Source organism: Streptomyces sp. NPDC001536, assembly GCF_042894505.1.
Taxonomy (GTDB): Bacteria; Actinomycetota; Actinomycetes; order Streptomycetales; family Streptomycetaceae; genus Streptomyces.
The window spans coordinates 1-26,766 of record NZ_JBIAVQ010000028.1 but is presented as its reverse complement, the minus strand read 5'-3'; the positions used below and the strand labels follow the sequence as shown (position 1 = coordinate 26,766).

The following is a 26,766-nucleotide window of genomic DNA, read 5'->3' as shown; positions in this document are numbered from 1 at the left end:
ATGCCGTTCTGCTCCTGGCCCGCACTCGGCCGCTGACGCCCGACGCAGTACGGCCCCGCACCCACGTCGGCGCGTCTTCGACGGAGGCGGCGGGGACTGCTCACCGTCTCCCAGCTCACCGAGGGCTGGGCTGCCGGCATGTCGGCCGACGAGACTGTCCGGGCGAAGCGCCCCCTCTCCCTCGGCCAACGGCCAACGGCCAACGAAAGGTGACTCCTTGAACAGCGACACCCCCGGACGAACCACCTCCGCCCATGAGGCGGTGCGAGCCTGCGCCGTCCAAGCCCAGCAGGGCGCCACGGCTCTCGCACGAGCTTCGGACACGGCCATCGACGCTGCCATCCTCGGCATTGCGGAGCGGGTCACCACAGCGCAGCGCATGCTGGTGACCGCGAACCAAGAGGACCTCGCGGCGGCCGCATCCGCCGGAATGTCCCCAGCCCTGCTGGACCGCCTGCGGTTGACAGGCCCCCGGCTCGACACCATGGCAGCCGAACTCCGCGTCCTCGCGAATGTCGTGCACGAGCCCAGGGACACGGTCCTCGAAGAGCGCCCGGACGGCCTGACCTTGTGGGAACGACGCCGTCCCGTCGGCGTCATCGGCGCGAACTTCGAAGCGCGTCCGAACGTGACCCTCGACATCGCCTCCCAGCTCCTCAAGTCGCGCAACGCGGGCGTACTGCGCACCGGGTCCGCGGCGCTGCGCTCGTCCCAGGCGCTGCTGGCGCACGTCGTCGGACCGGCCCTGAGTGACGCCGGCCTCGACCCGGACGTCCTTCAGCTCGTTCCCCACAAGGATCGCTCCGCTGCCTACGCTCTGGTTTCCATGCCCGAACTCGTCCCGCTGGTCATCCTGCGCGGCAGCGGCGACAGCACCCGCGACCTCGGCCGTGAAGCCGCCCGCCATGGCGTCCGTACGCTCGCCCACGCCGACGGCGGCGCTGTGCTGTACGTGGGCGCTGGCGCCGACGAGAAGGCCGCACACCAACTCATCACCGACAGCCTCGATCGCCTCGGCGTCTGCAACCGGCTCAATCTCCTGCTGATCGACGAGTCAGTGTACGACGAGCGGCTGCCCGGCATTCTCGAGGTCCTGCAACGCCTGGGCATCGCCGCGTCCCTGCCCCCGCACGCCCACCCCCGCGGGTACGAGTGGTCGCTCGACCCGCAACGCGCGGCAACCGTGACCGTCGACAAGGCGAACGGCCCACTGCACGCAGCCCAGATCGCCAACGACGAGACCTCGGGGCTCGCCGCCGGCATCGCAACCCAGGATCCCGCCGCCGCCACGGAATTCCTTGACGCCTACACCGGCGCGGGAGCCTTCTGGAACGCCACCACGCGCCTGCTCGACGGCTTCAAACTGCTACGGCTCCCGGAGACGGGAATCAACATCGACCGGGTCCCCGGACCCCGTGGGCCGGTGACGTTCCGCGACCTGTACCTGCGGCAGTACCTGGTCGCACCCAGTTCGGGCCCCATCTCTCGGGCGTGATGGTCGCACCGGGCAACTCCAGCCGGACCCGCCCTCACCTGTGACTTCAGCTCAGGCGGGTCATCAGTGCGCGGTTGCCGAGGCGGCGCAGGAGTTCGAGAGCGAGGGACACGGCGAGCCGACGCTCGGCGAGCCGGTAACCGAGCAGGGATTCGGCCCGAGCGACGCGCTGCAGCACGGTGTTGCGGTGAGTGTGCAGCCGTTCGGCCGTCCGTGGCGCGTTGCCGCCCTCGTCGAGGTAGATGCGCAGTGTGGAACGCAGGGTCGCCAGAGCCGGGTCGGTTCCGCACAGTGGTCCGAGGGTGGAGGAGACGAACTCGCGCGCCTGCTGCATGTCGTGGCTGGCGAGGGCGACGACCTCCACGTCCTGGTAGGCGGTGAGGCGGTCTCCGTCGGGGTTGTCGCCCAGTAGCCCCTGGGCTGCGAGCGCCGCGGAGTGACTGCGCCGGAATCCGGTGAGCCCGTCCCGGGACGGGCCGAGTACGGCGCGGACGCCAGGTGCGGCTTGGGACATGGCCTCGCGTAGCGCGTCCCGGTCCGGAGTGTGGCGGGTGGCGATCCAGGCCCACAGGGTGGAGGTGCCCGCGGGGAGCGTCAGAGGGCGGCGGGCGTGGACCGCCGCCGCCAGGAGTCCGGCGGACCTCTCGAGTACGCCGTGTGTCTCGCCGGGCGGATCCGCCCACAGCACCATGGCGGTGTGCCGGGCGGCGAGGTCGTAGTCGAGCCGTCGGCCGGCCCGATCGGCACTGATGGGGGCGCCGTCGAGCAAGAGGCGGATGGTTTCGGCTCGCCGGGCCAGCTCTCCCGAGTGCAGGTCCTGCCGTTCCTCTCGCATGCGGGTGATGGCCGCGTCGAGCGCGCCGTTGATGTAGTCGGACAACAGTGCCGAGGACTCCCGCAGCACCGCGACCAGGTCATCACGTGCTTCGATGGTCGCGGCCGCGACGTCCATCCACCGCCGCCAGGCCGCGTCATGGCCACGTCGGTAGGCCTGCACGAGCACCTCGAGTTCGATGCCGCGGCGCACCAACGTCCGGGCCAGGTCGAGGGTCTCCAACGGCACGCCACGGGGCACCGGTTCGCCAGGCTGGCGCTGCAGGACAGTCAGCATGCGCAGCCCGTTGGCCCGGCTGCTGGCCCGGCTCTCGGCGGCGAGGACGGGGTCCTCGGCCAGAATTGGCGCGACCTCGAAGGTCGCCGCGTCAATGTCGGCGAGCATGTCGTCGATCTCCGCGAGACAACGCTCAGCGACCAGCCTGATCAGAATCGCGACGTCAGGGGCGGCCGTCTGCATAGCCGACAGGTTACGCAGACGTGTCAGCCCTGGACAAGGGATAGGCCACTGCACAGAGGTCACGGCCAACATTGGGCGGCTGCACATCGCCCAGACTGTCTGTACGACCTACGGTTTGGCGCAACGCATCACATCATGCGCACCCTGGACAAACCGCGACATTTAGTGATCTTCCCACGCCGCTGTCGCTCACTTTCAGCCCGCCTGGGACCCGCCCGGAAAGCTTTCGGCGGGCCCATTTGTGGGGGCTGACCCCCTTGAGCGACCTCTGCCCGTTCCTCCCGCACCTCGGAGAAGCCATGCCGGACAACAGCGTCCTCGACGGCGAACTCACCGTCCTTCGTGCCCGAGCCCGCAAACGGGCCACCACGGCGTCGACCGGCCCGGCGCCCGTGTCCGCACGGTCCCGGGCGCGATCATGAGCGGCGTCCTACCCCTCCCGGTGATGCGCGCCATCACACGGCTGGCCGTCCGCCCGGTACTGGGCCCCAAGATGCCGATCCGCTGGCAGCGGAATCTGGCGGACGCGCTCAACCGCTTCCCCCTCCTCCCCCGCGGCACCCGGCTGGTCACCGTCGACCTGGGCAACCGCCCGGCCGAGCGCATCGACGGATCCGACACTGACAACAACCGTGCGGTGCTCTACCTGCACGGCGGCGGCTACACCGTCGGCTCGCCCACCACCCACCGCGCCCTGGCCGCACATCTGGCCGCGGCCGTCGGCGTGCCCGTGTACGTGCTGGACTACCGGCTGGCTCCGGAACACCCGTATCCGGCTGCGGTCGACGACGCTGCCGCGGCGTACCGGGCACTGCTGGACACGGGCATCGACCCGCAGCGGCTGACAGTGGCCGGCGACTCGGCAGGCGGCGGCCTGGCCCTGGCCCTGATGCTGCGCCTGCGCGAGACCGGCATGCCGATGCCGGCGGCATTGGCGCTCATCTCACCCTGGGTGGACCTCACCCTCGACCATGTACGCGACAGCCGGCGGGATCCCCTGCTGCGGGCTTCCTGGCTGCGGGCCTGCGCGGCGCGATACAGCGGTGAGCGGACAGATGTGCGCACCCCCGAGATCTCCCCGCTGTACGCCGACCTGACCGGACTGCCGCCGATGCTGGTGCACAGCGCCGATGACGAGATCCTGCTCCCCGACATCGAACACTTGGTCGACCAGGCCGAGACCGCCGGGGTACCGGTGGTCTACCGGCGCCTGGAGCGGATGTGGCACGTGGCCCATATGCACGCGGGCCTGGTCACGGCCTCCACTGCGGCCGTGCGCGAGATCGGCGCGTTCCTGCGCAACGCCTTCGACCACGACTCCCGGATGGGGAACCCCAATGTCAACTGACAACCGCGTGACAGACAGGACCGGGCTTCCGGTCTCGCTGACCCCGGCGTTGGTCGAGCGGCTCGTCCGGCGGGTGACCGCCGGGTCGGCGGAGCGGATGACCACCTACGCCCCCTACACCGGGGCTCCTCTCGCCGAGCTGCCGGTCTCCACCGCCGAGGACGTGGAAGCGGCCTTCGCGGCAGCCAGGCGCGCACAGCGCGCCTGGCGGGACACGCCGGTCCAGCAGCGCGAGCGGATCTTTCTGCGCTTCCACGACCTGGTGCTGGAGCGGCAGGACGAGATCATGGACCTGATCCAGGCTGAGAACGGCAAGGCCCGCCGGGACGCGTTCCTGGAAGTCGGCGACATCGCGCAGACCACCCGCTACTACACCCGCACCGCCCGGGCCCTGCTGCGGCCGCGGCGGCGCCGGGGCGCGTTCCCGGTACTCACCCACACCACCGAGCTGCACCACCCCAAGGGTGTGGTCGGCGTGATCTCGCCGTGGAACTACCCGTTCACCCTGGGGACCGGGGACACCATCCCGGCGCTGCTGGCGGGCAACGCGGTGGTGCAAAAGCCGGACACCCAGACGGCACTGAGTGCGCTGTGGGCCGCCGAGCTGCTGTACGAGGCCGGCCTGCCCGAAGGACTGTGGCAGATCGTCCTGGGCAAGTCACAGGAAATCGGCTCTCCGTTGCAGGCCGGCGCCGACTACCTGATGTTCACCGGCTCCACCGCCACCGGCCGCCGGATCGCCCGCGATGCCGGGCAACGGCTGATCGGTGCCTCCCTGGAACTCGGTGGCAAGAATGCCCTGATCGTCCTCGACGACGCCGACGCGGACCGGACCGCCGAGGGCGCGGTGCGGGCCTGCTTCTCCGGCAGCGGCCAAGTGTGTACCTCTATCGAGCGACTCTTCGTCCACGACTCGGTCTACGACGCCTTCCTCACCCGCTTCCTCGCCCGGGTCAAGGACATGCCCCTGGGCGCGTCCTACGACTACAGCTACGCCATGGGCTCACTGACCAACCCGGCCCAACTGGCCACTGTCAGCGCCCACGTCGACGACGCGGTGGCCAAGGGAGCCACGGTGCTGGCCGGCGGTCGGGCCCGCCCCGACCTGGGACCGTACTTCTACGAACCCACCGTCCTGACCGGTGTCGAGCCAGGCATGGCCTGCCACGGTGACGAGACCTTCGGCCCGGTGGTGGCCGTCTACCGCTACAGCGACCTGGACGAGGCCGTCGAGCGCGCCAACGACACCGCGTACGGCCTCAACGCCAGTGTGTGGACCGGCAACGGCCGACGCGGCCGGGCTGTCGCGGCCCGGCTTCACGCCGGCACCGTGAACGTCAACGAAGGCTTCACCGCCGCCTGGGCCAGCCTGGACGCCCCCATGGGCGGCACGGGCGACTCGGGCCTGGGCCGCCGGCACGGGGCCGAGGGCCTGCTCAAGTACACCGAGGCCCAGACCGTGGCCCACCAGCGGCTGATGGGTTTCGCACCGCCCAAGGGAATGTCCTACCGGCGGTGGGCCATGTCCCAGACCACCTCGCTCAGAGCGATGAAGCGCGCAGGAATGAAGTGAACGACATGACGTACGACTACGACGTGGTGGTCATCGGCTCCGGCTTCGGCGGCTCGGTGTCCGCGCTGAGGCTGACCGAGAAGGGCTACCGGGTCGGGGTGCTGGAGGCCGGACGGCGCTTCGGCGCCGCCGACATGCCCAAGACCTCCTGGGACGCGCGCAAGTTCATATGGGCGCCCCGGCTGGGCCTGTACGGTCTGCAGCGCATGTACTGGCTCAAGGACGTGGTGCTCCTGGGCGCCGCCGGCGTGGGCGGCGGCTCCCTGATCTACGGCAACACCCTCTACGAGCCGCCGACGCCGTTCTTCGAGGACCCTCAGTGGGCGCACATCACCGACTGGAAGAGTGAGCTGACGCCGTACTACGACCAGGCCAAGCGCATGCTCGGCGTGACCCCCAACCCGCAACCGGGCGCGGCCGACAAGGTCATGAGAGAGGTCGCCGAGGACATGGGGGTCGGCGAGACCTTCCACACCACCCCGGTGGGGGTGTTCTTCGGCAGCCCCGGCACCGCGCCCGGTACCGAGGTCGCCGACCCGTTCTTCGGCGGTGCCGGCCCGAGCCGCAACACCTGTACCAGTTGCGGGTCGTGCCAGACCGGCTGCCCGCACAACGCCAAGAACACCCTGGACAAGAACTACCTGTACCTGGCGGAAAGCAACGGCGCCGAGGTCCACCCGCTGACCACCGTCCGCGCGGTGCGCCCGCTGGCCGGCGGAGGATACGCCGTCGACACCGTGCGCAGCGGCCGCTCGCCGCAGCGCCGCGGGAACCTGCGCACCTTCACCGCCGAGCAGGTGATCTTCTCCGCGGGCACCTACAACACGCAGAGGCTGCTGCACCGCCTGCGCGACACCGGCGTACTGCCGCGGATCTCCCGCCGTCTGGGCATGCTGACCCGGACCAACTCCGAAGCCCTCCTGGGCGCGAAGGCCAGACGCAGCGACGTCGACTACAGCCGCGGGATAGCGATCACCTCCTCGTTCCACCCCGACGCGCACACCCACATCGAGCCGTTCCACTACGGCAAGGGCAGCAACGTCATCGGCCTGCTGCAGACCGCCCTGACCGACGGCGACAAGCCGCATCCGCGGTGGGTGACCTGGGCCAAGGAGATCGTCCGCAACCCACGGCACCTGGGCTCACTGTGGGCGCGACACTGGTCGGAGAAGACGATCATGCTACTGGTGATGCAGACGCTGGACAACTCCATCACCATGTCCGGCAGGAAGACCCGGCTCGGGCGCTACAAGCTCACCTCCTCCCAGGGCCACGGCGCCCCCAACCCGACCTGGATCCCGGTGGGCAACGAGGCGGCCCGCCGCGTGGCCGAGAAGATCGGCGGCACCGCCACCGGCACGATCGGCGACATCTCCAACACCCCGGCGACCGCGCACTTCCTCGGGGGTTGCGCCATCGGCGACTCGCCCGACACCGGCGTCATCGACCCCTATCACCGCCTCTACGGCCATCCCGGACTGCACATCACCGACGGCTCGACGATCTCGGCCAACCTCGGGGTCAACCCGTCCCTGACCATCACCGCGCAGGCCGAACGGGCGATGGCGCTGTGGCCGAACAAGGGCGAAGCCGACCCACGGCCCCCGTTGGGCTCGGACTACCACCGCGTGCGCCCGATCGGCCCACGGCGACCCGCGGTGCCCGAGCACGCACCCGCCGTGCTACGGCTGCCGATCGTCGGGGTCCGTCACGACGGTCCGACCGAGTAAGGGCCACGCGGCCGGCCGGCCCGGGCCCGCCGTCGACGCACCGGGCCACAGGTGCGCGGTCCAGTCGCCCGGGCGGCCCCGTCCTACCTCTCTTCGTCGTCACAGGTGAAGGCGTTAGTCTCTTACAGGGAGACTCCCGCTTCGCGACGACACCAGGAGGACGAAATGACTGCGGCGGTCCACTGGCCGGCCTCGGCTCGCTATCAGCAGGTGCAGGACACCGCCCCGGCCGGGCTGGGGTTCGTGCAGGACCTGCTGAACACGGCGAGCCTTGGCAAGCCCCGTCAGCCCGACCTCCTGGAGACCGTCGTCACAGCCGAGGAATGGCTCACGTCCTCCCTGGCCACGCTCAGCACTGTCGACTCCAGCTCTCCTCCCCTGCCCCATCCCCTCGACACACGCGGCCTTGGACGCCTCCGGTCACTGCGCGAGGACCTCCGCACCGCACTGGCCACCGGGCACGGCGACGAGCCCTCCCCCGCCGTCCCCGTACCGTCGGTCCAGACGACGGCAACCATCAGCGTGGACCCCTCAGGCGCGCGGCTGCTTCCCCGTGGCAAGGGTGTCGAACTCCTCCGCTCCTACATCCTGATCCAGTTGGCCGCAGCCACCTATGCCGACACGATGCGTCGGCTGAAGGTGTGCGCCAACCCCCGCTGCCGCGGCGCCTTCTATGACCGTTCGAAGAACTGTTCACGCCTCTGGCACGACGTCACCACCTGCGGCAACACCCAGAACGTGCGCGCCTACCGAGCCCGCCTGAAGGAACGCGAGCTCTCCACGCCACGCTGAAGCGACACCGTCCACAGGCGGCTGTGGCATCCGGCGACACGGGGGAACATCATGGGGTCGGCGAGTCTGGAACCGATCGATCTGGGTGAAGTGCCGTATGAGGTAGCACAGGCTGACATGGCACGGTGGGTCACCGAGCGGAAGGAGGGACGTGCCGGGAACCGGCTGTTCCTGCTGACGCACCCCGCTGTGGTCACCTACACCGCACGGACTCCGGCCAGCCAGCTCCCTGATCCGAGTTCGCCGATACCCCTGGTCGATGCTGTTGGGCCTGGTAGAGATCGACCCAGTAGCCCGGCTCGGTCACGGTGTCTCCGGAGTGCGTTCCACGGTAAGGGTGACCTCGAAGGAGGCTTCCGCCGAAGCCTTGGACAGGATGACACCGGCCTCAGCCGCCAAGGCCAGACCGAACGTGACGTCCAGGCTCCTGACCTGCCAGCCATTGCGCTGCGGGACCTGGTCCAGTGACTGCCGAGCGATGGCGGAGGCCTGGAGGATGGCCTCCTCGATCTCCGTTGCACGCTCAGCCAGCGTGGAGGTCGTCCGGGTTCGGCTGGCAATCTGCCGGTTGCCTGCCGCATCGAGCTGCACCGTCTCGACTCTGATGTCGGCCATGATCCCCCGCACAAGCGACACATTCGGCGGTAAAGAACCCTCTCAACATAAGCCTAGCCGCGGGGAGTTGGTGCGCGCATTACAACCAATGCGGCATGCCCCTTTGTCGGCTGAAGACGACGACATCACAGCGCGATCGCCCGCGCCTTCTTCCGCAATGCGCCCCTCGGCTCGCTCCCACTTGTCCGGTTGCCCCCTAGCTGGGAAGGCATCGGACCAACGGCCTGCCGCGAGCGGTCCCCTTGGCGGCCTCCCGGCTGCAGGAAGGATCGAACCCTCCGGGGTCGCGGTCGGCCTCGTCCGCCTGGCGGTTCGCCGGATCCGCGGTCTTGCCCGGAGGCACAGTGCACGGCACGGAACGTGGCAACCAGTCAGCTCGCCTACAAACTCCGTTGATGAGCGAGCCCAGAGCTGGAACGCTGGCGCCTGCTCCCGCGACGCCAGCAGGCACGGCAACGGCCACGGGCGCGCCCGTGAACGCAGTCACCCCGCGAAGGACGAGTCCGATGACGAGCCCGCTCAGGACAACAGCAGCGTACAGGGAGAGGAAGGGGACTTGCTACGGCGGGCTACTGAACTTGATCGGGTGATGTCGGGGCGTTCTCCTGACGCCTCTGCGGTGGTCAGGTAGCTGTGGGCTTGTGAGATATGCGCAGGGCGGCGGGCTGACCGACGCCGGGAGGGCAGCGCGGGAGCGAGTCCGGCTGCAGGCCGTGGACCGCTTCGAGCGCGGGGAGAAGAACCGGGAGATTGCCGCCGCGCTGCGAGTGAGCGAGCGGTCCGTGGAGCGGTGGCGTCGGTCCTGGCGCGAACGCGGCGCGGCCGGTGTCGCGTCCAAGGGATCACCCGGACGTCCCCAGCTCAGCGATGTTCAAGTGGCCCGTCTGGAACGCGAGTTGGAGCGGGGGCCGTTGGCACACGGGTGGGCAGATCAGCGATGGACGCTGGCCCGGGTGAAGACGCTGATCGGTCGCATGTTCCACGCCTCGTACACGCTACAAGGCGCGTGGCGGCTGCTGAGGCGGCACGGCTGGTCGTGGCAGCAGCCCGCCCGCCGGGCCATCGAACGCGATGACACGGCCGTCGAGTTGTGGAAGAAGCACGTCTGGCCGCGGGTAAAAGAACCGCGGCGGCGCTCGGTGGCTGGATCGTCTTCCAGGACGAGGCCGGACAGTCGCTGACGCCGCCGCGCTCCAGGACCTGGGGTCGCCGGGGCTGCACGCCCGTGGTGCGGGTACGTGGGCGAGGATCGGGCCGGGTGTCGATGGCAGGGATGGTCTGCTACCAGCCGGGCCGCCGCTCGCGGATGTTCTACGCGGTACGCGAGTACCGGGGCCGTCTGGGGCAGCCGAAGGGCTTCGGCTGGCGGGACCTGCGCGACCTGGTCGTGCGGGCCCGCATCCAGCTCGGCGGGCCCATCGTGCTCGTCTGGGACAACGTGCGTCTCCATCTCACTGCCGGTATGCGGGAGTTCATCGCTGCTAACGCCACCTGGCTCACCGTCTTCCAGCTGCCCGCCTACGCACCCGACCTGAACCCGCAGGAGGGTATTTGGTCGCTGGTCAAACGCGACCTCGGCAACCTCGCCGCAGCCGACCTCGCCCAGATCACCCGGGCTGTGAAGCGCAGACTCAAGCAGATCCAGTACCGGCCCGACCTGGTCGACGGCTGTCTGACCGGCACTGGCCTGATGATGGGCGACTGACCGACGGACCCCGTGACGTGAGGCGGTATTCGATGGAAGACCGCGCCTCCCGGCTGACAGGCTTTGACCATGAGTCTCCGGCCCAACGGCGTATCCGACCTCTCTTGGCTGGGCAAGCCGATCGACACTCGCCCGCTGTTCGGGCCAGAACTGGCCTCGCTCCTCAATCTGCTACGCGGTCTGCGGCGCAATGAGTGGAGCAGGACCGCAGTCCCGGGCTGGACCGTGCACGATCTTGCCGCCCACATCCTCGGCGACTACCACGGCCGTCTCGGCTGGAGCACAGAGAGCCACCAGCGCGCCAGGGCGGCCGGAGAGACGCTGGAAGCGTTCATCCACCGGGTCAACCAGGAATGGATCGACCTCCACGCCGATCACAGCCCCGCCGATCTCATCGAGGCCCTGGAACTGGCCGGGACCCAGGTCACCCGTCAATTCGAGGGCACAGACCTCGACGCAACGGGCCTGGGAGTGTCCTGGGCAGGGGCCGACCCGGCGCCCAAGTGGCTGGACGTCGCACGGGAGTTCACCGAGTACTGGACCCACCGCCAGCAGATCCGCCACGCCATCGGCCTGGACACCGACCAGGAGAGCAAAGCCCTGTCCACCGTCCTGGACACCTTCATGCGGGCCTTGCCCCGCACGCTGCGTTGCACGCCCGCACCCGCCGGGACACAACTCCAGGTGGCCATCGATGAGCCGGCCATCGGCACCTGGACCGTGACCGCCACCGCGGACCGCTGGTCACTCGCCGAAACACCCACCGGCCGGCCGACCGCATCAGTACGGCTGGACCCAGAGACCGCCTGGCGACTCTGCACCCGCAGCATCGATCCTGGCACTGCCCTCGCCCGAGCCCGCATCAGCGGAGACCGCCAGCTCGCCGAAGCCGCCTGCCAGATCGTGTCCATCGTCTACTGATGAACCCTGCTGCGTCGAGGGCCACTGCCCCGGCGTGTCATCGTCAGCCACAGATGGCAGACCGACATCACGCATTCAAGTTCAGTACCTCGTGACTAGCAAAATCGAGGGCCGCCGGACGATCGCGCTCGAAGCCCTCCTCAACCAAATGCGTGCTCAGAGGTCGTTTTCAACTGCAGATTACGTTTCATCCCAACAAGTCCCCGTGGCGGATTGGGCCTTGAGATACCTCAGGGGTTAGAGCGATTGACGGGGCGCGAGGGAAGCCCAAATTGCCTGTCTCATCCAAGGAAGCCCGTCTCATTCCAAGGAGATCTGATATCAGCGATTACTCCCGCCGCTCTGTGCAGGAACCCGATACGTGAGAGACGTGAGCGCCTGTCTGTGGCGCGTGAAGTTGCACAAAATAGTTGAAAACGACCTCTCAGGCCGACGGCCCAGAGGAACCCGCGTCGCCGAGGATCCTGGGATGACTGATGACGAGCTTGTCCTGGCGGTCCGTACGCATGTGGCCGGCCGACGGCTGCCCGGCCCGGCATCTGCCGAGGACGTCACCGCCTTCGAACGGGTAGTGGGGCATCCGATGCCCGAGCTGTTGAAGCGGATCTATCTCGAAGTCGCCAACGGTGGCTTCGGACCGTGGCAAGTGGTGTCCGTGACCGAGACGGATGACTGGTTCAGCGACTGCTCAGACATCACCATGGCTTACCGCGGATTCATCGCACCCGATGACGTCCTCCCGTCGGGGATCGTCCCGCTGATGGACCGGGGCTGCGCAATGTGGACGCTGATCGACTTCCGGACGACCGACGGCCAGATGTGGGACTGGGACCCCACCCTGTGCTGCGTCCGGCATGCCCCTGCACCGATAGGACAATCACTCGCGCAGTGGCTCACCGACTGGTTGCAGGGCACGGCACACGAGGGCCCCTACCCAGAGCGAGTACCGATCGCCTCCGACTGCCGCAACTCGTAAGGCCGGTTGGAGCCCGTCTCAGTTTCCGTCTCATTCATCGGGGGTTCACGGCCGTTCAGACGAGACCACAGGCCCAGTGGGACACGGAGTCGGGCCATCCATGAACGCAGGCGAACGCCCCTGAACCCAGACCCAGACCCCACCACCGCAGTTGGAAAGCGTGTTGGCACAGCCACCCTGTTCAGCAGAGGATGCCGAGGTGAATGCCGAACAGGTGCAGGCCCTTATCGAGGTGCTGCTCGACCCCGGCGCAGACATCGGTGGTCGGGACGACGCCGCTATGGACTTGTACGCAACGGATGATTCCCGTGCGCGCGCAGCCCTGCTAAAGGTAGCGAGTGACGCGAACACCCCCTACATCGTGACCGCGAGCGCCGGCGAATCGCTGGGGCAGATCGCTGTCGCGACGCGCCGTCCACCGTCGGAGTCGGAGCGGGCACGGCTGACGCCAGACGCAAGACGCGAGTACGACGTGTTCCATGAGGTTGCGTGCACCGCAGCCGCGCCCCATCGGGCCGGGAACAGTGGGGAACCACGGTGAAAGCCGCGGAGGCCGGCGAAGCAGCGCCCACGCCGTTCGCCTAGGTCAGCACCTGTTGACACGGCGGCCGGAGGCGGGCCCGTGCTCCTCGGCATGCTGGCACAGCGATAGCCTCTTGGCACCACCCTTCGGGGACTTCGCAGGTTGAGGCGGCGGCCTGGAAAACAATCCCGAACGAGCAGACGTGGTCCAGCTGTGGGTGCGGCAGTTCTTCTGCGACCGGCTGTCGTAACAGCGCCGTGCCCTTGTCGAGCAGGTTGACGGCTGAGCGCAGCGGCGCGCTCACCCCACCGGCGGAGGCAGGGGCACGGCACGGTAAGGATCGAGCGCTGTGGCCCCATCCCGGTAGGGCACCCGCGACAGCTTGCTCACGAGGGCCCACATGGCCCGGCCTGGCGGTCCGACAAGTTCATCACGTACTGCAGAACGCAGACGGTGGCCAACTGCGCGGGCGAGAGCCCGGGGCGACCGTCGCGCGGGTACCAGGCGGTGAAGTCCTCATCGTTCCACAGGCCGTCAAGGCGGTCGCGGATCCACATCGAGGTGGTGCCGTGGGGGTTGCTGGCCCGGGCGACCCGCACGGTCAGCGGCGGGATCTCGGCTCCGGGGCGAGACTGGAGGGACATATCAGGCTCCTGGGGAGCATCGGCAGAACGTTCCAACGAGCCTGACGCAACGTCACGATCGTCAACTGCCCATCCTCAAGATTCCCGAGAGAGTCCCTCAAAATAGCGCGAGTAGTCGGCGCAGCCGTCGGAGAGGGAAGCGCGGGAGGCGTTCGACATGGCGGGTCCCTTCGGATCGGTCCGTGAGGGGTGTTCTCCGCGGTGGACCGGGAGGCGCGCTCAGGCATGCGTGCGGTGCTCATCTCCGTACGGGTTTCCGCCCATGCCGTCTCGACGAGCAGGGGGGCGGGACCCTTTCGAGTCCCGCCCATGCGGTCTACGACACGTGGAACGTCGTCGTCCGGCCCTTCGTATTGGGGACGTACTTCTGCTTCCAGGTCCAGGCGCCGTTGCCGAACTTGGAGTGGAGTTCGACCGAGGAGTTCTTCTTCCACCAGTAGTCCCACATGGTGGCGCAGGTGTGGGCGTAGCCGTCCCAGATCGGGGAGTCGTCCCACTCGTTGAACTGGTTGTAGCCCTTGACCCAGAACCGCAGGTTCGAGTTCGAGTCGTTGCAGATCGTGATCTGCACGGCGGGGACCCCGTCGGCGGCGCTGGCCGTTGTGGGGAGGGCCAGGCCGCCGAGGACGGCGGCCGCCGTGAGCGCGGTTACGGCGAACTTCCTTCTGATGTCACGCATTTCACTGTCACCATTCTGTTCGGGTGAGGGGGGATCAGCTGAGCAGCCCTTTGGAGCGCAGCCAGGTCCGCGCCGCCTTCGCGGGGGACTCGCCCGCGTCGACGGAGTAGGCGAGTGCGGCCAACTGATCTGTCGTGAGCGCCGAGTTGACTCGGGCCAGGGCTTTTCTCGCGGCCAGGCCCGCATACGGGGCCTGGATGAGAGGGAAGACGTGCTCGGGCGGGATGACTGCCTCGGGGTCGGTCAGCACGACCAGCTTGTCCTCGGTGAGGGACAGGTCCGTGCTGCGCAGGGCCAGTACGTCGGCGGTGGCCGAGGTGCCGGCGGTGGTGAGAGTGACGCCGTACGCCTTCTTCAGTGACGAGGGTGTCGGGGCGTCGGGGTCCTTCGAGGCGGCGCCGCCGAGGGTGAGGCGGCTGCCGGCCTTGGGGAGGTCGGCGAGGCTGTGCAGGTCATGGGCCTGGGCGGTGGCCCTGGTGACCGCGAGGACGACACCTCGGTCGGCCGCGGCCGGGGGCAGGGCGGTGATGCCCATCGGCAGCGCCATACTCAGCGTCGTCGACACGTTCCCGGGCAGGGTGTCCCCGCCCGGGAACGTGCGCAGCAGGGTGCTCTCGTACGCCGGTGCCAGCCCGATGCTGCCCGCCACCACGGCCTTGGCGGTGGCGGAGGGCGAGGCGTAGCTCGTCGTCGCCATCCGCACCTTCTGCCCGGCCCCGGTGAGGAGTTCGCCGTACATGGCCGCCACCACCCGGCTCTCCGCCGAGGTGTCGGTGCCGATCACCGTCGGTCCGACAGCGTCCGCATATGCGGTGTCGGGCTTGCTCGTCGCCCCCGCCGCACAGCCGGTGCCGGTCAGGAGGACCAGCGAGCATACGGCGGCGGCAGCGAGCCGGAGCCGGGAGCGGGTTGCCGAGGTCGCGGAGCACCACATGCCGTTGTCCGTCCTAACTCACTGGCAGTGGGCTGAGCGTTCGCCCGAGGTCATCTGCGCGTCCCTGAAGTTGACATAGCCCTTATTGGGCTGGTCGGCGTTGAAGCCGGCCGACTGGTAGTTGTTGATGTACCAGATGTAGTGGCCGTAGTAGCGCTTGCCGAAGTGCAGCTCGTACCAGCCCTTGGCCTGCTGCTTGGAGGTGCCGCGCTCTATCCAGCCCTTGTAGCCGGCCGGGACGTTGACCGTGTCGGTCACCGTGTCGGTGTGCGAGGCCACCCAGCTGTGGCTGTAGCTGGCCGTGACCTCGGTGGAGAACGTCTCGAACCACTTGTACTCGGCGCTGATCGAGATGCCGAAGGTGTTGGTCGAGCCGGTCGTGTCCGACCCGCCGACGGACTCCGTGTTGGTCAGGCGCCCGCAGTTGTAGACGGTGCGGCCGACCTGGTGCTTGGGACCGGTGTAGGTCCAGTAGGCGGTGGCGTGGAACTCGCAGAGGTCCGTGCTGTGGCCACACGCGTCCAGCAGCTGCTTCGTGGTGGGGCTGTCGGCGGCGGAGGCCTGCGGAGCGACCATCAGCGAGGCGCCGAGGGCGAGGGCCGCGACGGCTCCGGCGGTGCGGAGGGTGCGCCTGGGGGACGAGGAGGAGGTCCTGCGGCGGGCGAATGCCATCGTTGACTCCAGTGAGCGGGGGATGAAGCGGGCGGTCTGCTTTCCGGGCAGCCGACGGGATCACCGTCGGCTGCCCGCCGGTTTCACTGACCGGGGGGGTACAGCGAACCGGGTGAGCCCCACTCTTGGCGCCTCGGATTTGTCTATCAATGCAGGTCAGAGGCGTAAACAACCCTTTGGGGGACGGAAACGGGACATGTTGCAACCCGTTCACGCTCCATTAACCCGGGGCCTTTCCTACGAGCGGCCGGTGTGCGGTCTTGCGTGGGCTGGAGCGCGGATGTGCCTCGTCGGCCGAGGGAGACGCGGCTTCGCGCCGTGCTCCGGGAGGCGGCACGGCCTCATGCGTAGCGATGCCGTGCGCGGACGCGCCGGGCTTGCGGGACGCGTGCGGCCGAGCGACGGGCGGCGACGAGGTGGTGCGCGCCGGCGCCGGAGTCCCGGTCGGCTTCGGCGAAGCGGCTGGGGCGGGGCCGACTTCCGCGACCGGGTCGGCGGTGCCGGACACGCCGCACAGGCGCCGGTAGGGCACATCGGGGAGGTAGGTCCGCCATTCGTCGGCGGTCAGGTCGCGGCCGGCACGCGCACAGAGCTGGGTGACGACCTCTGAGGGTCCGACCGCGTACCGCTGGACAGGGACGTGGGCGCTGCCGGCGTAAACGGAGTCGCCGCGCCCGTCGAAGGCGAGCGAGCGAATCGCCTCGCCGGGCGTGTTGAGGCTGCCACCGAGAGGCTGCCGGGTGACGGTGTCCCACAGCCGGAGCGCACCGGAGGCGTAACCCACCGCGAGGGTGCTGCCATCGGGGCTGAAGGCGAGCGCGGTGACCCGAGCGCCGATCGCTCCGTCGCCGGCCACTCCCGCGACGGGAGGGATGACGGCCTCCCGGTGGCGTTCGGTACGGCCGTGCCAGACCGTGACGCTGCCGAAGCCGCCACCGGTGGCGAGGCGGACGCCGTCAGGGCTGAGAGCGAGAACCTCGGCACCGCCGTCCGGGCCGGGCGGTACGCCGGTGTCCAGGCCGAACGGCAGCGCGGTGGCCGGGCCGGTGAAACCGGAGAGCAGGGCGGACTCCAGGGTCGCGGTCAGGGCTTCGGGCCGGTCGGTTCGCGTTCCGCGGGCGGTGTTCCACACCTCGCCGGTGGGCGAGCCGGTGGCCGTCGCCCGGGAGAGGAGCAGTTTCCCGCCGCCCGGGGTGAGCGCGATGGAGCGGACCGGGGACGATCCGCCAGGCTGAAGGGCCGCCCGCACTCGATGATCTGTCACATTCCATACGACGAACCGCGCGCCGGACGCTTCCGACTCCCCCACGCCGTACGCGAAGTCCCGACTGTCCGGACTGAACGTCATCAGCGGCCCGACGCCCCCGGCCCCACTCCGGGCGTCGGCTCCCGCGAGTGAGGGCAGCCGGGCGAGGACACGACCCGTCCGGGTGTCGCGCAGGCTGAAGCGGTAGTGGTCGCCGTGCCGTTCGGCGGCGGCCAGCAGGCGGCCGTCCGGGCTGAACGTCTCGTGGTCCAGCGGCCGCTCGAGCCACGGGGAGGTGAGGGGCACCGCGAGGTCGAGGGAGTGCACGGTGCCGCCGGCCAGGTAGCGCAGGGTCGGGCCGTCCGGATCCCAGGCGAGGGCGGCGAGGGGCCCGTCGGTGAGGGTGTGGCGGAACACCGGTGCTCCCGCCGCCGATATGCGCCAGACCGTCGTCCCGTCCGGGCCGGCCGCCGCGAGGAACCGCCCGTCCGGGGTGAACGCGAGATGGGACACTTGGGGTTGGGCGATGTCCGCGAGCTCCCGGCCCGAGGCCGTGTCCCAGACGCGTATCGCAGCACCGGAGACTGCCGCGAAGCGCGTCCCGGCCCGGTCGAAGACCGGGGCGGACGAGCAGTCCACCGCCGACGAGTCCTGCCAGGCGCCGGTGACCGTGCGGTGGCGGACGATGTCCCGCAACATGAGCGGCTGGTCCTGCGCGCACACGGCCGCCAGGCGCCCGTCCGCGCTCGGCACCAAGACGTCCATGGCACTGGGGGCACCCGCGGCGGAACGCTCCAGCACCACCGGGTCGTCCGTGAACGCGCTCAACTGTGCCGTCGTGTCGGGGCCGTTCACGACGTACGCGCCGACGCCGAGCTCCGAGTCGGCCGCCGCGTGATACCCGACGGGGTCCTCCGTCCCCGTCGGCAGCCGCCACAGCCGGGCGGCGCTGTCATCGTCAGTACCGGCCAGGGCGAGGGTCCGACCGTCGAGGCTGACCGCGGTCACCGCACGGTCCGGCAGGTGTCCCGATCCGGTACGGCGGTGTGTGGCCACGTCCCAGGCCGACCACCGGCCGCCGCCGACACCGAGCAGGGTGCGCCCGGAGTCGGCGATGAAGTCGCGGGTGTCGTCGTTCTGGTCGGGGTCGGTGAAGGCGTCGCGTTCGGGTTCGGCGAGGGCGTCGAAGAGGGCGGCGCGGCTCTCGGGCAGCGGGGCGAGCCGCCAGGCGGCGATGCCGAGCAGGGTCCTGGCGCGGGGATCGGTCACCCCTTCCCCGCCGACGAGGCCGGCGGCACGGCGGGCTCCGGCCAGGCTGCGCTCCCTCTCCGCCACGTCGCTCTCGTGCCAGGCGATCTGCCCGGCGACCAGGACCCCGCACACGACGCAGATGAGCGCCACGACGAGTCTTCGCATGCGACGCTGCACCTGGGCGGCTGTCCAGCGCTCCATGCGGTGGGCCACCCGAGAGGCGCTGAGGAAGGCGCGCTCCCGTGCGGCGAGGTCGTCGTCCTGCCGTTCACGGGTGAACAGCACGTCGGCCAGGGCGAGGTTGATCCCCCGGTACAGGGTGCCGGGGTCGCGGCCGCGCTCCTGCCAGTTGTGGGCGGCCTCGGTGAGGTGGCGGTGCATGCGCAGCCGTTCGCGGTTCTCCTCGAGCCAGCACTGCAACCGGGGCCAGCCGGTGATGAGGGCCTCGTGGGCGAGTTCGACGTTCTTCTCGTCCACGGTGACGAGCCGGGCCCGGGAGAGCCGTTCGAGGACGACGGGCACCTCGGGGTCGGGCCATTCGCGCAGGTCGGCCCGTCTGACCGGGCGGCGGCTGTCGGGTGTGCCGTCGCCCGGGGCGATGAGGGCGAGCAGGAGCCGGCGGACGGTGCCGGTCTGGTCGGGGGACAGGCCGCCGTAGACCTCCTCGGCCGCCGCGGCGATCGCTCCGTGGACGCCGCCCGCCTGCTCGTAGGCAGCGAGCGTCAGCACTCCGCTGCGTCTGCGGCGCCAGGTCTCGCGCAGGGCGTGCGAGAGCAGCGGCAGCGCGCCGGGCTGGTCGTACACCTCCTCGACGATGCGGGCGGTGAGCTCCCGCTCGACCCGCAAGCCGGCCGCCGTGGCGGGCTTGACGATGGCGTCCCTCAGTTCGTCCCGGGTCATCGGGCCGACCGTCAGGCTCGTGTGCCGCAGTGCCTCGGCGAGGCCGGGGTGCTCGGCGCACCGGCTGTGGAAGCCGGCGCCCACCGCCACGACCACGCGCAGCCGGCCGCCCGTGTCCTTGGCGGCGAGCAACTGCTCGACGAACAGCCAGCGTTCGGCCCGGTCGCGGCAGAGCGTGAAGATCTCCTCGAACTGGTCGACCACGACGATGCGGTGCGGCTCGTCCGGCCCGGGCCCCGGCGCCAGCAGCCGGCCGTGCGTGGCGACCGGCCGCGCGCCGGGTGTGATCAGCCGGAGCTCCGCCGCGCAGCCCCCCTCCTGGACGACCTTCTCCAGGCGGGGCAGCACGCCGGCCCGCAGCAGGGAGGACTTGCCGCTGCCGGATGCGCCGACGAGCACCGCGAACAGGTGTTCCTTCATCAGCCTCACCGTGTCCTCTGCGAGCTCGTCCCGGCCGAAGAACAGCTCCTGGTCGGCCGGTTCGAACTGGGCGAGTCCCTTGTACGGTGACTCGCCGCCCTCGGTTCCGCGGGCCGCGACGTTGTCGGCCGCCGCCAGCCGACTCTCCCACTCGTCCGGATCGGCCCCGCAGGCCTGCGCGTACGCGCGCACGATCGCCACCGACGGCAGCCGCTCGCCCGAGGCCGCCCGCGACAGGGCGGCCACCGAGACGCGGGCCTGTTCGGACATCGTCCGGTACGACGGGGAGCCGGCCCGCGCGCGCAGTGACCGCAGCTCGTGGGCGAAGCGCTGCACCGGCCCCGCGTCGGGATCGAGCAGCCGCTCGGGGCGTCCCCGCTGTCGGCTGCTCACGGCCGCTCCCGCACACGGCTTCTCACATTCACAAACATTCACTCTCGCAAACCAGCCGGGGTGATCGCATGCAGGAGGTGAGTATGTCATGACAGCTTGATAGTTCAAGGAATGTCTCAAGTCTTTGCCAGTAATGGATCCACGCCGTTGCGTGATCGTTCAGATGGTGCGGTCGTGCTCGCGCGAGCAGGACGAGGGGGGTCTGGTGCAGCTTTGGGTGACAGGCTTGACCTGCCCCACCTCTCAGGTTCCAGTTCTGCTGGCTAACTGACGGCCTTCACGAAAGGCTGCCGGACATGCCCCGCGCCTACCCCGCTGAGTTTCGCGCCCGCGCCATCGCGTTGGTGCGGGCAGGAAAAGAACAGCAGCAGACCGCCGTTGACCCCGGCATCCATCCGGTCACGTTGTCGAAGTGGTTGCGCCAGGACGACATCGACAACGGCCGGCGCCCTGGCAGGGCCTCGGGAGGAGTCCGCACCCTCCTCTGCACCAGCCGCGGCACCGGCTCCTGGGGTCCGCCCTCCGTGCCTTCGCCCCCAGCGAGCACTCGACGGGCCGACACATCCGATTGAAGCAGTCCACGAGCCGAGGGATGCCGTGTCGACAGATAACCAGGCCCGTCTCACAGAGAACAAGATCCGGACCATTCCCGGGCCGACGGCTCCAACGAGCCACATGTAGCCACGTTTTACGCAGGTCAGCGACGTGTGACGCCTGTACCACCAGCAGACCAAGAACCTGCCGGTAGACGGCCTCCCCCAGCCCGTCCGGGCACCGCACATGCATCACCGTCGACACCATGCCCGGCGTCATCGCGCTCGTGGTCATCACAGCCACCTCCCACACCCCACGTCATCGAACACGCAATCGAACACGCGAGACTGGAGGCATGGCTCATGTGACGGAGCACGATGTGACTGAGCGCCGTACTTGGCCGGTCTGGCCAAGTACGGCGCTCAGTGAGGAGCGTCAGCAGCGAGCCCGGTCCTCGGGAGCGGCCGACGGGGTCACTGCCCAGTCGTTCCAAGGGTCTGGTCGGCCGTTGCGAAGCGGTGCTCCGTCGGCTTCAGCACGTCGTAGAGGTAGCCGAAGTACTCCGTTTCCGCCGTTCCGGTGAGCACCGCCAGTAGGAAGGCGATGCACCCCATGTCGTGGTGCTCCCAAAGGGGGCCGCGCCCCTCGTTGTAGAGCACGGTCCAGTCGTCGCGGTGCTGACCGGGCCGCGCGAGCCAGTACAGGAACGCTCCTGTGCCCTCCTCGAATGCCCACGGCAGGATCCTCGCCCCCGCCTCCTGCAGGCCAGCGGGCTTGTCCTCGAACTCCCACAGGTCGGCCAGGATCTCGCGCCGTTCCGTCGTCTGCGCGTGCAGGTCACAGTCGTCGTAGGCGGAGTCGGGGACGAGGAGCCAGATCGTCTCGTCGAAGATGCCGTCGCCGTATGTCTCGACGAGCTGCTTGTAGTCGGCGGGCAGAGCCAGACCGAGGGTGCGCTCGGCTTGCGCCCAGTCCACCGCGGGTGGCGGATTGGCCGGCGGCGGGCAGAGACGGACGAGCGCATCGAGGGTGACCATGGAACGGACGCTACCGGGATACCAGCCGGGGTCGACAGGCCGGGCGAAGATCGGCAGCGGAACCCGGCCCAGGTACCGCTCGCCGGGCTGAAGACCTCGGCACGCCGGGAGCTGCGTCTGTCGGGTGGTCGATGAGCGCGCACTTGGCCGGTTGGGCCACCTACAGCACCCAGTCACAAGAAATGTGACTGAGTGACTTACTGAGCGTTTGGTCCTGTCTCGGTCGAGTTGGCGTCGTTTCCAGAGTCATGCGGCGGCGGCGCTTCTGTGCTTGACGGTGCAGTCGACCCGCCCCCGACGCCTGGGAACCGTTTCGTTCCGACTGCTCCTGTCTGCTCCCAACACGCCCCCGAGCGCCGCCTTTTGACCGCTGGCGGAGCCGACCGCGGTCGGCTACTTCGCACACATGACTGTGCACGGCCCCTGTCCCAGCGACCTGTCGGACGCGCGCTGGGCACTGATCGAGCCCATCCTGACGTCCTGGCGGGACCAACGCCGCGCCCGCGCCCTGGCCATCGGCCGACCACCCGAACACGACCTGCGCCAGATCATGAACGCCATCCTGTACGTGGACCGCACCGGCATCCCCTGGCGCTACCTCCCGCACGACTTCCCGCCCTGGGCGACGGTCTACGGGTACTTCGCCAAGTGGCAACACGACGGCCTCTTCGAACAGCTCACCGGCCTGCTGCGGCGCCTGGTCCGCGAAGCCGAGGGCCGAGGCGCGGAGCCATCGGCCTGCATGCTGGACTCCCAGACCATCAAAACCTCCGCCAACGTGCCCCGCGCCGAGCAAGGCACGGACGCCGGGAAACGGATCATCGGGCGCAAGCGCCACCTCGGCTGCGACACCCTCGGCCTGCTGCTGACCGTGCTGGTCACCGCCGCCGGCGTCTCCGACACCGCAGCCGGCGTAACCCTGCTCTCCCGCATCGCCACCGCCCACCCGCACATCACGAAGGCCTGGGTGAACGCGGGCTACCGCACCACCACCATCGACTATGGAGCCCGCCTCGGCATCGACGTCCACCCCGTCCAACGCCCGCCCGACACCCGCGGGTCCACGATCATCCCGAGACGCTGGACCATCGAACGCAGCATCGGCAGGCTCATGCACCACCGACGCCTCGCCCGCGACGACGAACGCCACCCGCACCGCTCCGAAGCCATGATCCACCTCGCGATGATCGACCTCATGGCCCGCAGACTCACCGGCGAAGCCACCCCCAACTGGCGCGGAACCTGACCCGGGACCAAACACCAACCATCGGACCAAACGCTCAGTAAGACCGACAGCCCCATGGGTCCCGCACGGCACAGGCCGACGAGCACCCTCCGCTACCTTCGAAGATGCTGTCGACTCAACCCTGGGGGAGCACATGATCGGACCGATTGCCAAACCAGCGCAACCGTCCGCGGTGTCTGATCCGACACCCGCCCCGCCGTCGTCTGCGCCTCGACTGACGCCGTACTCTCCGTCTCCTCGTCAGCAGGCACCAGAGCCACAGCGGCACTCGGAAGTACCTTTGCGCGGGACCAGCGTCCCACCGCGGTCGGAGGTCCCTGCCGACGTCCGTGGTGGAGCGCCGAAGCCTCCGGTGTCTCCACTCGGTTCAGGCGGCGTGCGCAACGTGCAAGTGAAACCGTGGACCAACCGCGGGCCTAGGCAGATGGTACGGCCGGGGGCGGCAGACCCAGCACCCAGCGGACGGGTCGATGCCGCTGCCGAGGTTGCGCCGCCAGCAGGGGATGTCCGGATGTACTTCTTCGGCGCGATCGCCCACAGCCAGGTGGTGATCGACAGCGGTACGGTCACGCAGACGCAGGTGAACCAGTTCAAGGACAGCTACTTGCGGGGCACGGCGCACACACCCGCAGAACCATGTGATGTCTCCCCGCCCGGAGCGTCTGCCCCACTTCGCCGTTCGACCGAGCAGCCGGTGACAGCAGCGCGCCCTCAGCAGCCCTGCATCAGCGCCGAAGTTTTCTGCCGCCTCTATCTGCCGCTCATGCTTGCCAATTTCCGGGCGCGCGCGACAGCACTGGGCCTGAGCCGGAATGCCGAACGCGCTCTTGTACGCGACATCGACGATCTGGATCGCGCAGCGAAGAGCACTCCTGTCGACATGACAGCCGTCAACACGGGACTGAGCAACGTCGAAGCGATCCTGAAGTCGTCCAGCCCGCGGGATAAGGTCCGGCCCCCGAGCGAAGGGCAGGAGACACCGGACAGGGGTGAGCACTCGTGACGAACGGGCCGCAGTTCCACGGCTCCATCCACGGAAGCCAGATCGCCATCGGCAACCACAAGGTCTCACAGAACCAGTACCTGCCTGCGCGCCCGGGAGGCAGCGGCCTGGCCGAAGCGGTCAGCGCCCTCCTTGACGCGGTGGAACTCCTGGGCCTGAATACCGATGACGAAACAGGCGTGCGTCAGGATGCCGAGGCGGCATTGGACGAAGCGGCTCGCCAAGAGCCGGACGTTGGCCGCCTGCGCCGCCTCCTGGAACGCATCCGGGCAGTCCTGGTACCCGTCGCAGCGGGTGCTGCAGCAGGTACCACCGCCGGAGTGACCAGCGGAACGGCGCAGTTGGCCCAGAGCCTACTCACCGATCTTCAACAAGCCTTGCCCTGAAACTTGTAGGCGATCGCGTCGATCACCTCACGGTGATTCCGCCACCGCCCACCCCGCTTCGGGGTCCGGTCTGGAAGTAACGGCTCGATCCGCGCCCGCTGCGCGTCAGCCAACGGCATACCCAGACCAACGATCAGACGATCGGAACGGACCGGCTATGCGCCGACCACGTCATCAGGCCGTCCGGTCGACGTCCACCAGTCGATCACGCGGACGGCCATCGCGTCTGGCCGCAGGCCCAGAGGGTTAAGACCGAAATGATCTTCCAGCTCGTGCCGGAGGAACTCACCGATCTCGGTCCGGTCGGCACCGGAACGAAGCCGTTGGAGCAGGGGAGCGAGCATGCAGTCGTACTCGTCCTGCACATCGTCAGCGACACCGATCGGATCCCACTCATTGAGCAGATGCCGCAGGTCGCCCTCGGCAATGTTCCAGGCTCTCATCGCCCAAGACTGCCACCCACGAACGACCGCCATCACCCGACCCCCTGATCCAAACGAAACCGGCCCTGTCTAGATCTGGTCGACCAACCCGCTGGAACGGCTGAACCGGGAGATCAAACGACGGGCCGACGTCGTCCAGGTCTTTCCCAACCCCGCCGCCCTGGACCGGCTCGCCGCCGCGGTCCTGGCCGAACTCCACGATGAATGGCAGACACCTCACGGTTCTAGCGCGTCAAGCTGCGGCGGAAAGTTCGGTGGGAAAGGCGGTCTGCTCGTCGAATAGTTCGCGATTCTGGAGGCAGTGGTAGAGCTGACCGAGCATGCGGTTGAACAGGTTGCGTTGGGCGGAAGCATGCCAATCGCCGTGCAGGTCACGGCGACGCCGGTAGTGAGTCTTGGCTCCCGGGGATGCGGTCAGCGCGGCGAAGGCCCAGAGGTAACCAGCGTGGTTGAGCCGGTCGTTCTTCACCCACCGCCGGGTGATGCTCGACTTCTTCCCTGAGGCGCGGGTGACAGGCGAGGAACCGGCGTATGCCTTGAGTCCACGGGCGTCGGCGAATCGTGTGTGATCGTCTCCGATTTCGGCGAGCACCCGGGCGCCGAGCAGGACGCCGAGACCCGGGAAGCTGCAGATCACGTCAGCGTCCGGGTGCCGAGGGAAAGCTTCTTCCACTGCCTTGGCCAGGTCGTCGGCGGCGGTGCAGGCGGCCTCCAACTGGCCCAGGATTGCGAGCATCTGCTTGCCGAGCGCCTCCTCGACCAGCGGCGGCTGGTGGGCCCACTCGGCGCGGAAAGCCTTGCGGAGACGGTCGGAGTCGGCGGCGATGCCACGCTTGCGGCCGGCGCGCTTCAGCGCGGCCTGGAGCTGCGCACGGGTGAGCCGCGCGGCCCTGGCCGGAGTCGACGCGATACGGAGTAGTTCGCGGGCTTCGGGACGGCACAGCCCGTTCTGCCAGGTGGCGAAGGCATCCAGGGCGGCAGGGTAGTACTCCCGTAGCAAAGAGCGGAGCTGGTTGGAGATTTGCTGGCGGTTCCACGTGGCGTCCTGCTGAGCGCGGGCCAGCACAGCAATGGCGCGGGCCAAGTCGCTGTCGCTGGGCAGGGGGCGGTGGGCGTGCATGTCGGTGCGCAGGATGTTCGCCAGGACGAGGGCGTCGCCGGGGTCGGACTTCTTGCGGGAAACGGAGTGCCGATCGCGGTAGCGCGCAGCGGCCATCGGGTTGATTGCGAACACCTTGCGCTTGCCGGTCCGCAGGACGGCCACGAGCAGGCCGCGGCTGGTCTCAATGGCGACCGGGATTGGATCGTCCTCAGTGTCGCCGTACTCGGCAAGCAGGTCGAGCAGCAGCTTGTAGCCTGCTGCGTCGTCGGTGATATGCCGCTTGGCCAGCAGCTGTCCTGTGTCGTCGACCAGCGCAACGTCGTGCGCGCGTTCCGCCCAGTCGATGCCGCAGTAGATCAAGATGTTCCCTCCCATGGAGCGGGTGTCTGCGCTGGTTACGAGCGCGTGAGGGCCACGCAGCGACCTAATTCCAGGACTCAGCACTGGGGCTGGTCCGCCACCTCACTAGCCGTTCGTGGCACCAGCGCGCCACGCGGGCCTCGGTCTATGCCGGAGCTCAGACGGCTCGGGCCTATCAAGAGGTCACCATGCAGCGGGCTCGCACCACGAACACCAACGAGGAAGCGAATCAAGGGTGTTGGGATTTCGGAGTACCGGACGACGCCGGTCTGCCATGAGGCGTCGAGGCCGTGTCTTCGAGAGGCATTCGTCCGGTGCCGACGGGCACCAACATCCGGTGGTGACCACGAAGACGCCGCACGCCGCCACTCTGTGGTGAGGCATCGCGGCCCTGTCGCACTGAGGCGTCCGTCCGGCGCCCACGCAGCCACCAAGGCTGTTGGATGGGAATTACTGACTTCCTCGGGGTGTTGTCGGGGGTGGTGACGGGTGGTGATCCCTGCGGTAGGCCGGTGGTATGCGGTACGCGCAGGGTGGCGGGCTG

22 protein-coding genes and 2 pseudogenes are annotated in these 26,766 nt (G+C 69.0%); 14 read left to right on the top strand and 10 right to left on the bottom strand.

Annotated elements, in window-relative coordinates; genetic code table 11:
- Positions 1-217: 217 nt before the first annotated feature.
- Positions 218-1,495 carry an aldehyde dehydrogenase family protein gene (locus ACFY0U_RS43830; RefSeq protein WP_388645856.1) on the top strand — a complete coding sequence of 426 codons (1,278 nt, stop codon included), beginning with the start codon at positions 218-220 and terminating at the stop codon, positions 1,493-1,495.
- A 46-nt stretch (positions 1,496-1,541) separates the two neighbouring features.
- Here ACFY0U_RS43830 and ACFY0U_RS43825 read toward each other — a convergent pair whose 3' ends face one another.
- Complete coding sequence (locus tag ACFY0U_RS43825) at positions 1,542-2,789, bottom strand: PucR family transcriptional regulator (RefSeq protein ID WP_388645855.1); 1,248 nt, start codon at positions 2,787-2,789, stop codon at positions 1,542-1,544.
- 445 nt (positions 2,790-3,234) lie between these two features.
- Between ACFY0U_RS43825 and ACFY0U_RS43820 the strand changes: the two genes are divergently transcribed.
- The 4 genes from ACFY0U_RS43820 (at position 3,235) to ACFY0U_RS43805 (ending at position 8,232) form a co-directional block, all read left to right on the top strand.
- Positions 3,235-4,137 carry an alpha/beta hydrolase fold domain-containing protein gene (locus ACFY0U_RS43820; protein WP_388645854.1) on the top strand — a complete coding sequence of 301 codons (903 nt, stop codon included), beginning with the start codon at positions 3,235-3,237 and terminating at the stop codon, positions 4,135-4,137.
- Positions 4,127-5,710 carry a succinic semialdehyde dehydrogenase gene (locus ACFY0U_RS43815; RefSeq protein ID WP_388645852.1) on the top strand — a complete coding sequence of 528 codons (1,584 nt, stop codon included), beginning with the start codon at positions 4,127-4,129 and terminating at the stop codon, positions 5,708-5,710. The genes ACFY0U_RS43820 and ACFY0U_RS43815 overlap by 11 nt, the downstream gene beginning before the upstream one ends.
- Before the next feature lie 5 nt (positions 5,711-5,715).
- Positions 5,716-7,440 carry a GMC oxidoreductase gene (locus tag ACFY0U_RS43810; protein WP_388645901.1) on the top strand — a complete coding sequence of 575 codons (1,725 nt, stop codon included), beginning with the start codon at positions 5,716-5,718 and terminating at the stop codon, positions 7,438-7,440.
- Between the two features lie 165 nt (positions 7,441-7,605).
- On the top strand, positions 7,606-8,232 hold the full coding sequence (locus ACFY0U_RS43805; RefSeq protein WP_388645850.1) for a CGNR zinc finger domain-containing protein: 627 nt from the start codon (positions 7,606-7,608) through the stop codon (positions 8,230-8,232).
- A gap of 303 nt (positions 8,233-8,535) precedes the next feature.
- On the opposite strand, the gene ACFY0U_RS43800 is transcribed toward ACFY0U_RS43805, so the two are convergent.
- A complete protein-coding gene (locus ACFY0U_RS43800; RefSeq protein WP_388645848.1) occupies positions 8,536-8,847 on the bottom strand; it encodes a CU044_2847 family protein in 312 nt (103 codons plus the stop codon).
- 641 nt (positions 8,848-9,488) lie between these two features.
- Here ACFY0U_RS43800 and ACFY0U_RS43795 point away from each other — a divergent pair.
- The 4 genes from ACFY0U_RS43795 to ACFY0U_RS43780 all read left to right on the top strand — a co-directional run bounded on the left by ACFY0U_RS43795 (position 9,489) and on the right by ACFY0U_RS43780 (position 12,449).
- Positions 9,489-10,028 (top strand): winged helix-turn-helix domain-containing protein, encoded by a 540-nt coding sequence (locus tag ACFY0U_RS43795; RefSeq protein ID WP_388645846.1) that lies wholly within the window; start codon positions 9,489-9,491, stop codon positions 10,026-10,028.
- On the top strand, positions 9,995-10,552 hold the full coding sequence (locus ACFY0U_RS43790) for a transposase (RefSeq protein WP_388645899.1): 558 nt from the start codon (positions 9,995-9,997) through the stop codon (positions 10,550-10,552). Before ACFY0U_RS43795 ends, ACFY0U_RS43790 begins: the two co-directional genes overlap by 34 nt.
- A 69-nt stretch (positions 10,553-10,621) precedes the next feature.
- Entirely contained in the window at positions 10,622-11,473 is an 852-nt protein-coding gene (locus tag ACFY0U_RS43785) for a maleylpyruvate isomerase family mycothiol-dependent enzyme (RefSeq protein ID WP_388645844.1), read from the top strand.
- Positions 11,474-11,942: 469 nt separating this feature from the next.
- The gene (locus ACFY0U_RS43780; RefSeq protein ID WP_388645842.1) at positions 11,943-12,449 is read left to right on the top strand and encodes an SMI1/KNR4 family protein; all 507 of its coding nucleotides are present in this window, start codon (positions 11,943-11,945) and stop codon (positions 12,447-12,449) included.
- Positions 12,450-13,358: 909 nt separating this feature from the next.
- Here ACFY0U_RS43780 and ACFY0U_RS43775 read toward each other — a convergent pair.
- The 5 genes from ACFY0U_RS43775 to ACFY0U_RS43755 all read right to left on the bottom strand — a co-directional run bounded on the left by ACFY0U_RS43775 (position 13,359) and on the right by ACFY0U_RS43755 (position 20,111).
- A complete protein-coding gene (locus ACFY0U_RS43775) occupies positions 13,359-13,616 on the bottom strand; it encodes a hypothetical protein (protein WP_388645841.1) in 258 nt (85 codons plus the stop codon).
- A gap of 316 nt (positions 13,617-13,932) precedes the next feature.
- Complete coding sequence (locus ACFY0U_RS43770) at positions 13,933-14,295, bottom strand: hypothetical protein (protein WP_388645839.1); 363 nt, start codon at positions 14,293-14,295, stop codon at positions 13,933-13,935.
- A gap of 34 nt (positions 14,296-14,329) precedes the next feature.
- On the bottom strand, positions 14,330-15,229 hold the full coding sequence (locus ACFY0U_RS43765) for a glycine betaine ABC transporter substrate-binding protein (protein WP_388645837.1): 900 nt from the start codon (positions 15,227-15,229) through the stop codon (positions 14,330-14,332).
- 18 nt (positions 15,230-15,247) lie between these two features.
- Entirely contained in the window at positions 15,248-15,901 is a 654-nt protein-coding gene (locus ACFY0U_RS43760) for a hypothetical protein (protein ID WP_388645835.1), read from the bottom strand.
- A 220-nt stretch (positions 15,902-16,121) separates the two neighbouring features.
- On the bottom strand, positions 16,122-20,111 hold the full coding sequence (locus ACFY0U_RS43755) for a helix-turn-helix domain-containing protein (RefSeq protein WP_388645833.1): 3,990 nt from the start codon (positions 20,109-20,111) through the stop codon (positions 16,122-16,124).
- A gap of 296 nt (positions 20,112-20,407) precedes the next feature.
- On the opposite strand from ACFY0U_RS43755, the pseudogene ACFY0U_RS43750 reads away from it, so the two are divergent.
- Positions 20,408-20,575: pseudogene (locus ACFY0U_RS43750) on the top strand (transposase); the annotation flags it as partial.
- A 543-nt stretch (positions 20,576-21,118) separates the two neighbouring features.
- Here ACFY0U_RS43750 and ACFY0U_RS43745 read toward each other — a convergent pair.
- Positions 21,119-21,682, bottom strand: a complete 564-nt coding sequence (locus tag ACFY0U_RS43745; protein WP_388645831.1) for an SMI1/KNR4 family protein — start codon at positions 21,680-21,682, stop codon at positions 21,119-21,121.
- A gap of 406 nt (positions 21,683-22,088) precedes the next feature.
- Here ACFY0U_RS43745 and ACFY0U_RS43740 point away from each other — a divergent pair, with 406 nt between their 5' ends.
- The 3 genes from ACFY0U_RS43740 to ACFY0U_RS43730 all read left to right on the top strand — a co-directional run bounded on the left by ACFY0U_RS43740 (position 22,089) and on the right by ACFY0U_RS43730 (position 24,317).
- Complete coding sequence (locus ACFY0U_RS43740) at positions 22,089-22,928, top strand: IS5 family transposase (protein WP_388645829.1); 840 nt, start codon at positions 22,089-22,091, stop codon at positions 22,926-22,928.
- Between the two features lie 511 nt (positions 22,929-23,439).
- Complete coding sequence (locus ACFY0U_RS43735; RefSeq protein ID WP_388645827.1) at positions 23,440-23,931, top strand: hypothetical protein; 492 nt, start codon at positions 23,440-23,442, stop codon at positions 23,929-23,931.
- On the top strand, positions 23,928-24,317 hold the full coding sequence (locus ACFY0U_RS43730; RefSeq protein WP_388645825.1) for a hypothetical protein: 390 nt from the start codon (positions 23,928-23,930) through the stop codon (positions 24,315-24,317). Before ACFY0U_RS43735 ends, ACFY0U_RS43730 begins: the two co-directional genes overlap by 4 nt.
- Positions 24,318-24,472: 155 nt before the next feature.
- On the opposite strand, the gene ACFY0U_RS43725 is transcribed toward ACFY0U_RS43730, so the two are convergent.
- Positions 24,473-24,760 (bottom strand): hypothetical protein, encoded by a 288-nt coding sequence (locus tag ACFY0U_RS43725; protein WP_388645823.1) that lies wholly within the window; start codon positions 24,758-24,760, stop codon positions 24,473-24,475.
- A 73-nt stretch (positions 24,761-24,833) separates the two neighbouring features.
- On the opposite strand from ACFY0U_RS43725, the pseudogene ACFY0U_RS43720 reads away from it, so the two are divergent.
- A pseudogene (locus tag ACFY0U_RS43720) lies at positions 24,834-24,971 on the top strand (transposase); the annotation flags it as partial.
- A 21-nt stretch (positions 24,972-24,992) separates the two neighbouring features.
- Here ACFY0U_RS43720 and ACFY0U_RS43715 read toward each other — a convergent pair.
- Positions 24,993-26,237, bottom strand: coding sequence for an IS110 family transposase (locus ACFY0U_RS43715; RefSeq protein WP_388645821.1), 1,245 nt, complete (start codon positions 26,235-26,237; stop codon positions 24,993-24,995).
- Positions 26,238-26,766 lie beyond the last annotated feature (529 nt).